The organism is Pontibacterium sp. (genome assembly GCF_041587635.1).
GTDB lineage: Bacteria > Pseudomonadota > Gammaproteobacteria > Pseudomonadales > Balneatricaceae > Pontibacterium.
The window spans coordinates 1-14,719 of sequence record NZ_JBFGYC010000039.1 but is presented as its reverse complement, the minus strand read 5'-3'; the positions used below and the strand labels follow the sequence as shown (position 1 = coordinate 14,719).

The 14,719-nt window shown below is 54.0% G+C and carries 12 protein-coding genes and 1 pseudogene; 7 read left to right on the top strand and 6 right to left on the bottom strand.

Annotated features, from left to right (window positions below):
* The 4 genes and pseudogenes from ABYW01_RS03990 to ABYW01_RS03975 all read left to right on the top strand — a co-directional run.
* Positions 1–311 (top strand): annotated as a pseudogene (locus tag ABYW01_RS03990) (2,3-bisphosphoglycerate-independent phosphoglycerate mutase); the annotation flags it as partial.
* Positions 312–341: 30 nt separating this feature from the next.
* Entirely contained in the window at positions 342–1,511 is a 1,170-nt protein-coding gene (locus ABYW01_RS03985; RefSeq protein WP_372831233.1) for a murein hydrolase activator EnvC, read from the top strand.
* Positions 1,512–1,538: 27 nt separating this feature from the next.
* A complete protein-coding gene (locus tag ABYW01_RS03980; RefSeq protein WP_372831232.1) occupies positions 1,539–2,846 on the top strand; it encodes a S41 family peptidase in 1,308 nt (435 codons plus the stop codon).
* A gap of 5 nt (positions 2,847–2,851) precedes the next feature.
* Positions 2,852–3,697 (top strand): divergent polysaccharide deacetylase family protein, encoded by an 846-nt coding sequence (locus tag ABYW01_RS03975; protein ID WP_372831231.1) that lies wholly within the window; start codon positions 2,852–2,854, stop codon positions 3,695–3,697.
* Here the strand turns inward: ABYW01_RS03975 and ABYW01_RS03970 are convergent.
* The 6 genes from ABYW01_RS03970 to coaBC all read right to left on the bottom strand — a co-directional run bounded on the left by ABYW01_RS03970 (position 3,665) and on the right by coaBC (position 9,240).
* Complete coding sequence (locus ABYW01_RS03970; RefSeq protein WP_372831230.1) at positions 3,665–4,441, bottom strand: sulfite exporter TauE/SafE family protein; 777 nt, start codon at positions 4,439–4,441, stop codon at positions 3,665–3,667. The genes ABYW01_RS03975 and ABYW01_RS03970 overlap by 33 nt on opposite strands.
* Before the next feature lie 75 nt (positions 4,442–4,516).
* Positions 4,517–5,122, bottom strand: coding sequence for a nucleoid occlusion factor SlmA (slmA, locus tag ABYW01_RS03965; RefSeq protein ID WP_193954813.1), 606 nt, complete (start codon positions 5,120–5,122; stop codon positions 4,517–4,519).
* Between the two features lie 10 nt (positions 5,123–5,132).
* On the bottom strand, positions 5,133–6,035 hold the full coding sequence (gene argB, locus ABYW01_RS03960) for an acetylglutamate kinase (RefSeq protein ID WP_372831229.1): 903 nt from the start codon (positions 6,033–6,035) through the stop codon (positions 5,133–5,135).
* Between the two features lie 105 nt (positions 6,036–6,140).
* The gene (locus tag ABYW01_RS03955; RefSeq protein ID WP_372831228.1) at positions 6,141–7,529 is read right to left on the bottom strand and encodes a phosphomannomutase/phosphoglucomutase; all 1,389 of its coding nucleotides are present in this window, start codon (positions 7,527–7,529) and stop codon (positions 6,141–6,143) included.
* 25 nt (positions 7,530–7,554) lie between these two features.
* The gene (gene dut, locus ABYW01_RS03950; protein ID WP_372831235.1) at positions 7,555–8,010 is read right to left on the bottom strand and encodes a dUTP diphosphatase; all 456 of its coding nucleotides are present in this window, start codon (positions 8,008–8,010) and stop codon (positions 7,555–7,557) included.
* A 24-nt stretch (positions 8,011–8,034) separates the two neighbouring features.
* The gene (gene coaBC / locus ABYW01_RS03945) at positions 8,035–9,240 is read right to left on the bottom strand and encodes a bifunctional phosphopantothenoylcysteine decarboxylase/phosphopantothenate--cysteine ligase CoaBC (RefSeq protein ID WP_372831227.1); all 1,206 of its coding nucleotides are present in this window, start codon (positions 9,238–9,240) and stop codon (positions 8,035–8,037) included.
* 181 nt (positions 9,241–9,421) lie between these two features.
* On the opposite strand from coaBC, the gene radC reads away from it, so the two are divergent.
* The 3 genes from radC to ABYW01_RS03930 form a co-directional block, all read left to right on the top strand.
* Entirely contained in the window at positions 9,422–10,096 is a 675-nt protein-coding gene (radC, locus tag ABYW01_RS03940; RefSeq protein WP_372831234.1) for a DNA repair protein RadC, read from the top strand.
* Positions 10,097–10,246: 150 nt separating this feature from the next.
* Complete coding sequence (locus ABYW01_RS03935; RefSeq protein ID WP_372831226.1) at positions 10,247–11,629, top strand: efflux RND transporter periplasmic adaptor subunit; 1,383 nt, start codon at positions 10,247–10,249, stop codon at positions 11,627–11,629.
* Positions 11,626–14,719 (top strand): efflux RND transporter permease subunit (locus ABYW01_RS03930; protein ID WP_372831225.1); only part of this gene is annotated, 3,094 nt, incomplete at its 3' end. The genes ABYW01_RS03935 and ABYW01_RS03930, both read left to right, overlap by 4 nt.

Genomic DNA, 14,719 nt, shown 5'->3' with positions numbered 1-14,719 from the left:
CGGCAGTGAAAGCCGTTGAAGCGGTGGATGACAGCATTCGCCAAGTGCTGGAAGCGATGGCGGAAGTGGGTGGTGAGGCGCTGATTACGGCGGACCACGGTAACGTGGAGATGATGGTAGATCCGAAAACCGGGCAGCCACACACGGCCCATACGATCTGGCCAGTGGCGCTGGTTTATGATGGCCCACGTGCTGCTGACATCAGCTTAAAAGACGGTGCGCTCTGCGATCTGGCACCGACCTTGCTGGATCTGATGGCGGTTGATGCGCCAGCAGAGATGACCGGCAACTCCCTGTTACTCGCTAAATAAGGCAGGGCCGGGATCAGGATGGAGCCGTACTTGACCCGGCAGTCAGTGGTGGGCTGTTCGTTGCTATTACGCAAACTTTGCCTGCCGCTGCTACTCCTCTTTTCGCTGACCTCTGTTGCGCTTGCAGCGGATGGTCAGGCCTCTGACGCTCAGATTCGCAAACTTAAAAAAGATATTGCGAGTCTGCAGAAACAACTGTCAAAAAGTGAAGGTCAGGCCTCCAGTCTCAGCCGCAAGCTGCGAAAAAGTGAGGTGTCCATTGGCCGGATCAGTAGCCAAATTCGTGCATTGGATAAGCAGCTCTCCCGGCTGGGTTCACACGCCGGTTCATTGGAAGGCAAACGTGATAATTTGCGCAAAGAGTTGAACAAGCGCGCCGTTTCCATCAGCCGACAGTTACGTGAACAATACAAGCAGGGGCATCAGCCCTGGTTGCAAGTGTTGTTGATGCAACGAGATCCGGAAGAAATCTCACGCATGATGCGTTACTTCGGGATTATTAACGGTGAGTTGGCCAATCAGATTAAAAGCTTCAAATCCCGCCTCGAGCAGCTGAACAATACGGAAACTGAACTGTCCGACACTGAGCAGAAGATGGTGGTGAAACGCCGTCAGCTAAAGCTGGAAAGGGATGATCTGGAAAAAAGCCGCAAAGAACGGGGTAGGACGCTGGCGGCAATTCAGGGAGAGATTAAGTCTGATCAGAAGCGCTTAGCCGGTTTGAAAGCGGATCGTGAGCGGATGCAGAAAGTACTGAAACAAGTTCAGCGCACCATCGATAAAGCAGCTCTGGCCCGGGATGGTAAAGATTTTCGTGAGCTGAAAGGCAAGCTGGCCTGGCCTGTGGCCGGTAAGATCCGCCGGGGCTTTGGTAGCGTAGCGGATAATATTCGTTATGATGGCATTTGGATCGCAGCAAAGACGGGGCGCGATGTGAAAGCCGCCCATCATGGCCGTGTTGTATTTTCTGACTGGTTACGTGGACACGGTTTGGTGCTGATAATTGACCACGGTGGCAATTACCTCACCCTTTACGGCTACAATGAAACACTACAGCGTGACGTTGGTGACTGGGTGTCTGCCGGTGAAATAGTCGCGACCGTGGGTGCTAGTGGTGGCCGGGCAGAACCGGGGCTGTATTTTGCGATCCGTTACAAAGGAAAGGCGACCAATCCAAAACGCTGGCTCACCCGACGCTAGCCGCTTCTGGACTATAAGGAACAAACTATGAATCTGCATAAAACAGTGCAGCGCGCGCTGCGTTCACTGGTGATGGTATCTCTGTGTGGTGTTGCCTTTACTGCAGCGGCTGAAACAACCGCAGTACCTGATGAATCCGCGAAGCAGCTGCCATTGGAAGAACTTCGCCTCTTTGCCGAAGTGTACGAACGCATCAAAAATGCTTACGTTGAGCCGGTGGATGATGCGAAGCTACTGCAGGATGCCGTTCGCGGTATGTTGGCGGGTCTCGATCCTCACTCCAACTATATGGATAAGGACGAGTTTGAAGCCCTGCAGGTACATACCAGCGGCGAGTTTGGTGGCTTGGGTATCGAAGTAGGCATGGAAGAGCCTTATATCCGTGTGATTACCCCGATTGACGATACACCGGCTGAGCGGGCGGGTGTAAAAGCCGGCGATCTGATTACGCAGCTGGATGATAAACCGGTGGCCAGTATGTCACTGGAAGAAGCGATCAATCACATGCGTGGTGAGCCAGGCGAGCCTATCGTGCTGACCGTCTTGCGCGAGGGGCGGGATACGCCGATCGAGATCACCGTCATCCGCGACATCATTCATGTTGCCAGCGTAAAAAGTCGGATGCTTGAACCCGGCTATGGTTATATCCGTATCACCCAGTTTCAGGTCAATACTGGCAACGAACTAGTGAAGCAGCTGCAGAAACTGCAAGCAGACGACAGCCTCAACGGCTTAGTACTGGATCTGCGTAACAACCCGGGTGGTGTGTTGCAGGCAGCAGTGGACGTGGGGAATGCATTCCTGTCACAGGGCACCATCGTATATACCGAAGGTCGTTTGCCGAACTCCGATCAGCTGTTTGAAGCGAACAGCCAGACCGCACTACCGGAACTGCCGTTGGTGGTTCTGATCAATGGTGGCTCCGCGTCGGCCTCTGAGATTGTGGCAGGCGCGCTGCAAGACCAAAAACGTGCGGTGATTATGGGAACCGACAGCTTTGGCAAAGGCTCGGTGCAAACCATACTGCCGTTGGCGAAAGATCGGGCGATTAAGCTGACCACCGCACGTTACTTTACACCTAACGGTCGTTCTATTCAGGCGCAGGGTATCGAACCGGATATCGAAGTGGGGAATGCTGAGCTTAAGCCACTGGGTAACGGTGGATCTCACCTGAAAGAGCGTGATCTTAGCGGACATCTGGCGAATGGTCAGGCTGACAAAGGCAGCATGGATAAACGTGCAGAGGAAAGAGAACTGTTACGTGAAGATTTCCAGTTGTTCGAAGCAGTTGCGCTATTAAAAGCCTTGTCGATTGTTAAATTGCAGGAAAAATAACATTGATGTGGACTCATAAGCTGGGCCAAAAGCTCAGCCTGATGCTGCTGCTCAGCGCGTTGTCCGGATTGCTCCATGCGGAGCAATCCTTTGAACCAAGGATGGTGCTGATCATTGATGATATGGGCTATAACCTCAAACGGGGGGAAGCGGCACTGGCTTTGCCCGGTGCGGTGACGTACTCCATTCTGCCGTATACCCCTTACGCTAAGAAATTTGCAGTTGATGTGCACGACAGCGGCCGTGAAGTGATGCTGCATGTGCCGATGGCCAATACCGCAGCTAAAGCATTGGGTCCCGGGGCGTTAACGCCTGAGATGAAGCGCGAAGCCATGATGTCGGGACTGAACCAGGCATTGGATGCCACGCCGCACGTCAGTGGCGTCAACAATCATATGGGTAGTTTGTTGACCAGTATGGATCAGCCGATGCAGTGGGTGATGGATACACTCAAAGCGCGGAATCTCTACTTTATCGACAGCCTCACGACGATCAAGTCGGTGGGATGGAAAAAGGCCCGCGAGAATCAGGTGCCTTACCTGAAGCGTCATGTCTTTCTGGATCACCAGAGCAATGAAGCCTTTATTCATGGGCAGTTCCAGCGGGCGCTGAATATTGCCAATAAATTTGGTTTTGTGGTGGTTATCGGGCATCCATACCCGGAAACCTCGGCCTATCTGGCGCGTATGCTGCCAGATCTGAAAAAACTGGGTGTCCGTTTGGTACCGGCGTCAGCGATTCTTCTGCCAGAAGTTAAGCGCGAACTGACCCGCAGTGCGCGGCATCGCTTGCAGTTGGCACAGGCATCCGCGCTGGTCTCAGAACAGCAACGCGAGACCGTCACCGATTAGTTTTATACCCACCATAACGGTCAGGGTTTCAAAGGCCCGTTTGACCAGTTTGTTACCGTGGCTAATGGCCAGATGCGCGCCGGTATAAGAGCCAATTATTGCGCCGATCAATAGTGCCGGTAGCCACTCCCATTGAGGTGGCTGCTGCAGGGCAACGGTGACTGCACCCGATGAGTTCCAGAACAAACCCACCAGTATCAGGACATAGGTAACGGCGCGTTTGTAGTCAAAGCCGAACCAGAACACCATCCAAAGCGTCACGAAAAGTCCGGTACCTGAGGTCAGTGAGCCGTTCAGAAAGCCGATCATAAACATCACGAGCCCGCCGATCAGCAGCCCTCTGCCTTTACGGTTGCGGGGTGCATAATTCATCCCCAGCTCTTTTTTCGTGAACGAATAGAGCCCCAGGCCTGAGGTCAGAATACCCAGTGCCAGAATGGTCCAGGCTTCGGGCAGTTGTAGAATGACATAGGCCCCCAAGACAACGCCGGGTAACCCCGAGGCGAGAATATAGCCGCAGAAACGATAGTCCAGCGACCCTTCGCGCATATGGCGTAGGGTCGCGCCCACGCCCAGCGCGACGCTGGCGATCTTATGGGTTGCGAGTGCTACCGGAAAGCTCAGCCCCAAAAACAGCAGCACAGGTAACTGAAGCAGGCCCGCACCGCCGCCTGCCATCGCAGATAAACCGTTGGCGAAGAGGGAGAGGGCAAACAGCATCAGCTGTTCCAGTAACAGGTCCATGAAAAGTCCGATGGGTATCAGGAAGGGTTAGTGGAAGTGAGGTGAAAGAGGGAGGCGAGGCGCCTCCCAGACGGATCAGGCTGCCGGGCGAAAGACCGCTGCGGCAAGACGTGGCCATTGATCATCCCACTGTTCGATTGGGCTGCGTTTAAACTCGCTGCGTACGAACTGACGGATGCGGCCTTCTGCGGTCGCCAACATCAGGTTAGCGCAAGCCCCTGCAGTGGTTTGCGTGCGCAGGCCTTCACGGGCTTCAGCTTCGCGCAGGATCTGCTTGAGCTGGGTTTCCAGCCGTTCAAAAAACTGATTCACCCGTGTGCGTAGGCGATCTGTTTCTCCGGCCAGCGCATCACCGGTCAGAATACGCGCCATGCCCGGATTTTTCTGTACGAACGCCAGCAGCAGCGTGAGGATCTGTTCACACTGCCGGACGCCGTCGGCATCCGATGCAATGATCATGTTAACCCGGCTGAAGATGGTATCTTCGATAAAACCGATCAGGCCTTCGAACATCCGTGCTTTGCTGGGAAAGTGGCGATACAGCGCGGCTTCGGATACACCGACCTCTTTCGCCAGCGCTGCGGTGGTGATCCGGGCACCCGGATTCACCTCCAGCATCTGGGCCAAAGCCTGCAGGATCTGCTCGTATCGGGACACTTTCGGCGCTTCTTTGACTGCCATTTCAGCGCCCTTAGTGTGAGCGGTTGGTGATCAGAGTACCGACACCTTCATCGGTAAAGATCTCCAACAAGCAGGAATGTGCGACGCGGCCGTCAATGATGTGCGAGCTGGTCACGCCTGATTTAACCGCGCCCAGTGCACAGTCGATCTTCGGTAGCATGCCTCCGTAGATGGTGCCGTCTTCGATCAGCTCATCCACCTGTTTGGTGGTCATACCGGTCAGCACGTTGCCATCTTTGTCCAGCAGGCCTTCAATATTGGTCAGCAGAATCAGCTTTTCGGCCTGCAGTACTTCAGCAACTTTACCTGCAACCAGGTCCGCATTGATGTTGTAGGAATCGCCGTTTTCATCCACACCAATCGGTGCGATGACCGGAATGATGTCTGACTGTGCCAGCATATCCAGTACCTTTACGTTCACCTGTGCAACTTCACCCACGTGACCGATATCGATAATTTCGGGGGCTTCCATCTCCGGTGTTTTGTGCTTCACTTTGAGCTTACGGGCCCGCAGCAGCTGGCCGTCTTTACCGGTCAGGCCGATGGCGCTACCACCGTTGGCGTTGATCAGGCCAACGATCTCTTTGTTCACCATACCGCCGAGTACCATCTCAACCACGTCCATGGTTTTTGAGTCAGTGACACGCATACCGTTGATGAAGTGGGATTCGATATTCAGCTTTTCCAGCAGGCTACCGATCTGCGGACCGCCACCGTGGACAACAATCGGGTTGATACCGATCAGCTTCATCATCACGATATCGCGGGCGAAGCTGTTCTTCAGCTTCTCGTCGGTCATGGCGTTGCCGCCGTATTTGATGACGATGGTTTTTCCAACAAAACGCTGGATGTAAGGCATTGCTTCGCTGAGCACCTCAGCGGTGGTTATGGCTTCTTTACGCGTAAGAGGCATTTTTTATTATCCTTTTAACTGCATAGGCCTGCTGAACAGACCTGCTACAGAAACAGTGCGAAAAAACACCCGCTATCGATCTGATACTGGGCGTTTCTTAAAAGATCAGGCTTCAGGAATCGTCAGAGACGGATCAACCTGGGTCAGGCGTTGCTGGAACTCGGAACGGATGCGTTCCAGTGCAGTTTCAGACTCAGCTTCAAAACGCAGTACCAGTACCGGTGTGGTGTTGGATGCGCGAATCAGGCCCCAGCCGTCCGCGTAGTCAACGCGCACACCGTCGATGCGGTTGGCGTCACCACCTTCGAATTCCAAAGCTTGCAGGCCTTCGATGATGCTGAATTTACCTTCATCCGTTACGTCGATGTTCAGCTCAGGTGTGCTCACATCTTCAGGGTACGCGTCGAACAGCGCATCAGCATCTTCGCTGCGATTGGACAGGATTTCCAGCAGACGAACAGCGCTGTACAGGCCATCGTCAAAACCGAACCAGCGTTCTTTAAAGAAGATATGTCCGCTCATTTCACCGGCCAGCAAGGCGCCAGTTTCTTTCATCTTGCCTTTGATCAGCGAGTGGCCGGTCTTCCACATAGTGGCTTTACCACCGGCTTCACGGATCACGTTCGCCAGCAATCGGGAGCATTTCACATCGAAGATGATCTCTGCGCCCGGATTACGGCTCAGAATATCTTCTGCGAATAGCATCATCACGCGGTCTGGGTAGATGATTTTGCCGGTTGGGGTAATCACACCTACGCGGTCGCCGTCGCCGTCGAAGGCCAGACCCAGGTCGGCACCGATCTCTTTTACCTTGGCGATGGCATCAACCAGGTTGGCAGGTTTACCCGGGTCGGGGTGGTGGTTCGGAAACGTGCCGTCAACATCGCAGTATAGAGGCGTCACGTCACAACCCAGCTTTTCGAGCAGACCCGGTGCGATATCACCTGGAATGCCATTACCGCAATCCACAACGACTTTCATCGGACGCGCCAGTTTGACGTCGGACAGGACATGTTCCAGATACTGTGGGCGGACATCCTGCTCGCGCAGGTTGCCTTCGCCGTCAGAATAATCCTGCGCGATGATGCGCTGCTTCAGAACCTGAATGTCATCACCGGACAGGGTGTGACCGTCGATCATCATCTTAAAACCGTTGTAGTCACTTGGGTTGTGACTGCCGGTGATCATAACGCCGGTGCACTGGTCGTCGTGATTGGCTGCAAAGTAGAGCAGAGGAGTTGGAACGTATCCGTTATCGATCACGTTACAGCCACCGTCCATCAAGCCCTGACTCAGCAGTGTTTTCAGGTGAGGACTGGATAAGCGACCATCTGCTGCGACATTGATGGTATTCACGTTCTGGCTCAGCGCCTGTGCTGCAAATGCGCGACCTAGATGATAAACCGTGTCGTCGGTCAGCGCGGTGCCAACAATGCCGCGAATATCGTAGGCACGAAAGATGGTTTGATCGAGATCCTTAAGTTCGTAACGCATGGTGCAATGTCCTTTTGAAAAATTATTAGTGGCGACCTGAGGAGCCGAAGCCGCCTTCACCGCGGTGGCTGTCAGAAAATTCGTCAACAACTTCAAATTCGGCCTGTACCACAGGTACCAGTACCAGCTGGGCGATCCGTTCGCCCGGTTTTACTTCAAAGGTGGTCTGGCCCCGGTTCCAGCAGGAGACAAAGAGCTGTCCCTGGTAGTCGGAATCGATCAGTCCCACCAGATTACCCAGCACGATACCGTGCTTATGGCCCAGACCTGAACGCGGCAGAATCATCGCGCACAGGTTAGGGTCTTCAATATGGATCGACAGACCGGTCGGGATCAGTTCAGTCTGCCCCGGTTCCAGTGTCAGCGTGCTATCGAGGCAAGCGCGCAGATCCAGACCCGCTGAACCCGGTGTCGCATACTCTGGCAGTGGAAATTCGTTGCCGATACGTGGGTCCAGCAGTTTGACTTGTAGCTTTTTCATCATCGTTCTTCAGCGTGGTGTTCGTTATCGTGTCAGGTGGTAGGACTGAGCGATCTTTTCGATCAATTGACCGGCAAGCTGTCGTTTCGACGCCTGTGGCAGATCCTGCTCGGTTTCCGAGGTCACGACGGTGACAGCATTCTCGTCGCTGTTGAATCCGATATCGCTGCGTGATACATCATTGGCGATGATCATATCCAGATGCTTACGCTCCAGTTTGCTACGTGCGTAACTCAGTACATCCTGTGTTTCAGCAGCAAATCCAACGGTAAAAGGCTTGTGGTCATGGGTTGCCACTGTCGCAACGATGTCCGGGTTTTTCACCAGATGCAGTTCCATGATCTCTTCGTTGCCTTTTTTGATCTTGTGCTCAGAGATGGCTGTCGGGCGGTAATCAGCGACGGCGGCTGCTGCGATAAAAATGTCGCACTGCTCGAGTCCCGACAGAGAGGCTGTCAGCATATCGTCCGCAGACTGTACCGAAACGCGTTCGATACGTTCAGGTGCAGGCAGGTTGACCGGTCCGCTGATCAGCTTAACCGTCGCCCCGGCGTCTTGTGCAGCTTCTGCTAATGCATAACCCATCTTGCCGGAGCTGTGGTTGGAGATATAGCGTACCGGATCAAGAGGCTCGCGGGTTGGACCAGCGGTGATAAAGACGGTTTTACCCGTCAGCAGGCCGCGGTCAAAACATGCGGCTGTCCGTTCAGCCAGTTCCAGAGGCTCCATCATCCGGCCGGGGCCGGTGTCACCACAGGCTTGTTCGCCGCTGGCAGGGCCAAACAGGTTAACCCCACGGTCTTCCAGTTTACGAGCGTTGTCCTGCGTTGTGCTGTCGCGCCACATCGCCTGATTCATGGCGGGTGCCAGACAGATCGGTGCATCGGTCGCCAGACACAAGGTGGTCAGCAGGTCGTTGCCGTGGCCACTGGTCATGCGTGCCATAAAATCGGCACTCGCCGGTGCGATCAGAATCAGGTCCGCCCACTTCGCCAGTTCAATATGGCCCATGCCCGCTTCAGCTTCGGTATCCAGCAGGTGCAGGTGCACCGGATTGCCGGACAAGGCTTGTAACGTCAGTGGGGTAATAAACTCGGTCGCGGCGGGGGTCATCACCACCCGAACGTCGGCACCAGCACCCTTGAGTATTCGGGTCAGCTCAGCGCTTTTATAGGCGGCAATACCGCCGGTAATACCTAAAACAATTTGTCGGTTAGTAAGTCTCTGCATACCGTGCAACCGTGATCAACTGTGAATTCTGTAAAGAGCGTGTAAGATACCACTTCAGCTTTAGGTTGCGTAGAGCAGGATGCTCATTATTACGTTTCTGACTGTATTGGTGCGGCTTACGTTGCCCCGGATCATCCGAGCCGATATCAGTCTCCATCAACACCATGACAAGGAAGTGACTATGGCGATCTGTGACTGGCCGGAAGGTGAGCGGCCGCGCGAAAAACTACTTAATCTGGGGGCACATGCCCTGTCTGATGCTGAACTTCTGGCGATTTTCCTGCGTACCGGCGTGACCGGTAAAAGTGCTGTCGATCTGGCGCGTGACTTGTTAACGGACTTTGGCGGGTTGCGTCCGTTGCTGGAAAGCTCTGCCGATGAATTTTGTGCGGCACATGGTCTGGGCCCCGCTAAATATGTGCAGCTTCAAGCGGTGCTTGAGATGGGGCAGCGTCATCTGGCGGCCACGCTGGAACGGGAGTCTGCGCTGGAAAGTCCGGCGGCCGTGCGTACCTATCTGTCTTCTCGTTTGCGGCATGAGCCCCGTGAAGTGTTTGCTTGTCTGTTTCTGGACAATCGTCATCGGGTGATTAAGTTTGAGCCGCTGTTTTTCGGTACGATCGATGCCGCGTCTGTGTATCCGCGGGAAGTGGTGCGACGGGCGCTGGAGCACAATGCCGCCGCTGTGATTCTTGCTCACAATCATCCCTCAGGTGTGGCCGAGCCCAGTCGGGCTGACAAGCAGATTACCGATCGCTTGGTGCAAGCGCTGGCGCTGGTGGATATTCGGGTGTTGGATCATATGGTAGTGGGCGATGCAGAAGTGGTGTCATTTGCCGAAAGGGGGCTGATCTAGGGCATTCGATCCCGATGCTGGAGAAATGACGGTGAGTTGATGATGTAAAGTTTGGTTAAAGCAGATTCACTTTAGAGGCTGCTGTTATATAACTATGCTGAACAACGTACCGATCTATTTCTTTTATCCGACGCTTCAACGGACGCCACCATGAAAAAACTGCTGCAAAACCCCATTATTCTGCTGATTGTGTTGGCGCTGGGCGTTGGTTTGACTGTAATGATGGTCAAAAATAAACCCGCTGTGCAGCACAACAGTACCGCGATGGCGCCGCGGACGGTGGACGTGATTCGCGTGCAGTCGCTGCCGTTTCGTAATCGGGTCAGAGCGTATGGCAATGTGGAACCGGCGATCTCTCTGCAAGGTAAAGCCGAGTTGAACGGCAAGATCACCTATCTGCATCCGGATCTGCGGCAGGGTAACAGTATTGCTGCCGGGACGGTGATTGTGCGGATCGACGCGGATGATTTCTTAGTCTCTCTGAAACAGAGTGAAGCGGACCTGCAGAGCAATGAGTCAACGCTGCGTCAGTTGAAAGAGGAGCAGAAAACCACCGGCCGTGCGCTGAAACTGGCGCAGGATAATCTGCGTGTCGGTGAAAAGGAGTTGGCGCGTATCCAGGATATCTGGAAAAAACGGCTGATCGCACGTTCGACGCTGGATGCCGAGGAGCAGAAAGTGATCCAGCTGCGTCAGTCCGTGAGCGATCTGCAGGGGCAGCTAAACACCTATGCCAGCCGATTGTCATCAGAAACGGCGAAAATCACTCGCGCCCGCGAGCAGGTGAAAGGTCAGAAAACCACCTTGGGTCGTACCGAGATCTTGATGCCGTTTGATGCCCGGGTGGGGGAGGTGCCGGTGGAAGCGGGTGAATTCGTCACGGCGGGCACCGTGCTGTTTGAAGCACTGAATCTGGATGGGGTTGAGATCAACGCACAGGTGCCGGTTCGGCAGATGCGTGGTTTAGTGCAGCCGTTGCAAAATCGTCAGCTGGATCTGACGGTGGATAACTTAGCCAGCGCGCTGGACGCGTTGCAATTAAAAGCACGCGTCACGCTGGTGGGCGATCAGGCCAATGCTCAGTGGGATGCTGAGGTATTACGTTTCACGGAGTCAATCGATCCACAGCGTCGTACCTTGGGGATTGTGGTGGCTGTGGATAAACCCTATGCCAAAGTGATTCCGGGTAAGCGCCCACCGTTGTTGAAAGGGATGTTTACACAAGTAGAGATCTCTACACCTGCGAATGATGCGCTGGTGATTCCTTATAAGGCCTTGCATCAGGGGCGGGTCTATCTGGTAGATGCTGATGGCAAACTGGAAATACGGCCGGTTGAAGTGCTGCTGTTGCAGGGTGAGATGGCGGTGATCGACAAAGGCCTGAGCGCGGGTGACCAACTGATCGTCAATGACCTGATTCCGGTGATCCCTGGTATGCCTCTGAAGGCACGTATCGATAGTGTATTGGAAACTGATTTGCGCAGTGCTGCCAGCGGTGTGGTGGCCAGCCAGCCGGGAGTCGTTGCTGAATGATTCGTTACTTCGCAGCGCATCCTACCGCCGCCAACATCTTGATGATGGTGATTCTGTTGCTGGGTGCCGTGGCTTTACCCACGTTAAACAAAGAAACCTTTCCCGAAGTTAAGCAAAATAAGGTGCAGGTATCGGTGCCTTATCCCGGCGCGAGCCCGTCTGAAGTTGAGGAGGGGATTTGTAATCGCCTTGAAGATGCCACCGATGGCATCAGTTTCCTTGCCGAACAAGCCTGCGAGGCACGTGATGGTCAAGGTACGCTCACGCTGGAGATGCAGGAATCCGGCGACATAAAACAGTTCCTGGATGATGTGAACGCCGCGGTTGATGGCATTACTGAGTTTCCCGGCAACGTAGAGAAAGCCGTTGTTAAAGAGCTGGGCCGTACCGAAGCGGTGTTGAGTGTGGCGATTACCGCTGAGCTGACACAACCGGAACTCAAAGCGCTGGCGGAATATTATCGTAATCGGTTGCTGGCGTTACCCCAGGTGCCGATTGTGACTGTCACCGGTTTTTCCGATCACGAACTCAGTGTATTGCTGAAACCTGATGTGCTGCGCCAGTACAACCTCAGTGTGCAGGATGTGGCGGATCTGATCAGCGCACAGGCACTGGATCTGCCCGCAGGGGTGCTGGATGCCCGTGCCGGTTCTTATCAGGTGCGCTTTGAAAACGAACGTCGCACGATCCGTGAGCTGCAGGATCTGATTATCCTCAACAGCGAAAAAGGCGGCCAGGTACGTCTGGGCGATATTGCCCGCATTGAAGATAACTTTTCAGACGAAGAGAAACGCACGGAGCTGAACGGCTTACCTGCGGCATTGATTCAGGTGAGTAAAAATACCACCGACGATACGCTGACCGTTTTTAACGCGGTAAAGACCTTTGTTGAGCAGGAAAACGCCCGGTTGCCGGATGGCACTCAGCTGGTGATTACACAAGATGCGGCATCCATTGTGAAAGACCGCCTGAATCTGCTGTTGAGCAACGGCTGGCAAGGTCTGCTGTTAGCTACTTTTGCACTGTTCCTGTTCTTTGTCTGGCGATACACCTTTTGGGTGGCGATGGGGTTGCCGATCTCCTTCCTCGGTGGTTTGGTGGTGATGAGCACCTTTGGCATCAGTATCAATATGATCTCGATGGTTGCCCTGCTGATGGCGATCGGGATTTTAATGGATGATGCGATCGTGCTCTCTGAGAGCATCGAAAGTGAGTTCCGCAAAGGGAAGGACGCGCTTAATGCCGCAATTGATGGCGTGAAGAAAGTTGCACGGGGCGTTTTCTCCTCGTTTGTCACCTCCGCAATCCTGTTTGGCAGCCTGCTGTTTCTGAAAGGGGATATGGGCCAAATACTGGGTGTGTTGCCCGTTGTATTATTGGCGGTATTAACAGTGAGTTTGGTGGAAGCGTTTCTGATCCTGCCGCATCACCTTAAACATTCGCTGGAGCATCAGAAAAACGATCAAAAGTCCCGCTGGAGAGTGAAGTTTGAGACGGGATTTGATCACCTGCGCGAGCGGGTTGGGCGTTTAGCCGATCTGGCGATCCGCTATCGTTATCTGGTGGTGGGGCTGGCAATTGTGGCATTTGTTTTCTCAATCGGATTACTGGCTGCGGGTGTGGTGAAGTTTAAGGGTTTCCCGGATATCGAAGGAAACCGGTTGGAAGCGCGGGTATTGATGCCTCAAGGCACGCCGTTTGTGCGTACCGAAGCGGTTGTCAGTGACTTGCTCAGTAGTCTGGATCGCTCTCTGGCGCAATTGCCGCCGGAATCTGAAGGGACGCTGGTGAAGAATGTACAAGTGTCCTTCAGTCAGAATGCGGATGCCAACGAAGAGGGTGGTCATCTGGCCACCATCAGTCTGGATCTGCTGGATGCAGAAAAACGTCTAACGTCGCTGGTGGCGTTAAAACGTTTGTGGCGTGAAACGACACCGGAAGTGGTTGATGCTGTCTCGATTCAGTTTAAAGAACCCCAGTTTGGCCCCGCCGGTCAGGCGATCTCTATCCGTCTGCAGGGCGATGATCTGGAACAGTTATCCAGGGCGAGCTGGGAGCTGCAACACTGGTTAAACGGGTATGACGGTGTTTCTAACATCATGGATGATCTGCGGCCGGGTAAACCGCAGCTCAACGTACGTTTATTACCCGGTGCACTGGACTCAGGCGTGGATGCGCGCACGGTGTCAAACCAGCTGCGTGCTGCCTATCAGGGGGTGAAGGTCAGCGATATCTATCAGGGACGTGAAGCCTATGAGGTGACGGTTAAGTTAGACAGCGCGCCGGATCAGGCGTTGGCAGACTTTGAAAACCTGACCGTATTTAACAAGTCGGGTATGGATATCCCGCTGACGGCCGTGGCATCGATACACGAAGAACGCGAGTTCTCCCGTATTCAGCGGATTAACCATCGGCGTACAGTGACCATCTCTGGCGATGTGGATTCTGAAATCGCCAATACCAGTGAGATTATCGGTGATACCCGCACCCGTTTCCTGAGCGAACTGCAACAACGTTATCCGGAACTCAGCTTCAGTCTTGAGGGCGAAGTGAAAAATAATCAGGAGACCAGTGGTTCGGTCCTGACCGGGTTTGTGATGGGGATCGCAGGTGTATTTCTGTTGCTCAGCCTGCAGTTCCGTAATTACAAAGAGCCGTTGATTGTGCTGATGAATATTCCGCTGGCACTGATTGGTGTGATCTGGGGGCATCTGCTGATGGGATTGAACCTGAGTCTGCCGAGTATGATTGGTTTTGTGTCGCTGGCCGGGGTGGTGGTCAACGATTCAATCCTGCTGGTGGAGTTTGTGAAGATTCGCTCGAAAGAGGGGTTAAATCTGCACGATGCCGCCGGTCAGGCGGTACGGGACCGTTTTCGGGCCATTTTTCTGACCTCAGTGACAACCGTGGCGGGGATGTTGCCACTGTTGTCTGAGACCAGCCTGCAGGCACAGGTGTTAGTGCCGCTCGTGGCCAGTGTGGTATTTGGCATGATCACCTCGACCTTATTGCTGTTGCTGGTGTTGCCGTCGGCTTACGCAATTATGGAAGACTTTGGCTTTACCGAGATCGATGAATCGGAAATGGATG

What these genes read in the sequence shown, in the direction of transcription:
- ABYW01_RS03980 (WP_372831232.1), top strand. Translation starts at nt 1,539, where the DNA reads ATGAATCTGCATAAAACAGTGCAGCGCGCGCTGCGTTCACTGGTGATG.
- ABYW01_RS03975 (WP_372831231.1), top strand. Translation starts at nt 2,852, where the DNA reads ATGTGGACTCATAAGCTGGGCCAAAAGCTCAGCCTGATGCTGCTGCTC.
- ABYW01_RS03970 (WP_372831230.1), bottom strand. Translation starts at nt 4,441, where the DNA reads ATGGACCTGTTACTGGAACAGCTGATGCTGTTTGCCCTCTCCCTCTTC.
- slmA (WP_193954813.1), bottom strand. Translation starts at nt 5,122, where the DNA reads ATGGCAGTCAAAGAAGCGCCGAAAGTGTCCCGATACGAGCAGATCCTG.
- argB (WP_372831229.1), bottom strand. Translation starts at nt 6,035, where the DNA reads ATGCCTCTTACGCGTAAAGAAGCCATAACCACCGCTGAGGTGCTCAGC.
- ABYW01_RS03955 (WP_372831228.1), bottom strand. Translation starts at nt 7,529, where the DNA reads ATGCGTTACGAACTTAAGGATCTCGATCAAACCATCTTTCGTGCCTAC.
- dut (WP_372831235.1), bottom strand. Translation starts at nt 8,010, where the DNA reads ATGAAAAAGCTACAAGTCAAACTGCTGGACCCACGTATCGGCAACGAA.
- coaBC (WP_372831227.1), bottom strand. Translation starts at nt 9,240, where the DNA reads ATGCAGAGACTTACTAACCGACAAATTGTTTTAGGTATTACCGGCGGT.
- radC (WP_372831234.1), top strand. Translation starts at nt 9,422, where the DNA reads ATGGCGATCTGTGACTGGCCGGAAGGTGAGCGGCCGCGCGAAAAACTA.
- ABYW01_RS03935 (WP_372831226.1), top strand. Translation starts at nt 10,247, where the DNA reads ATGAAAAAACTGCTGCAAAACCCCATTATTCTGCTGATTGTGTTGGCG.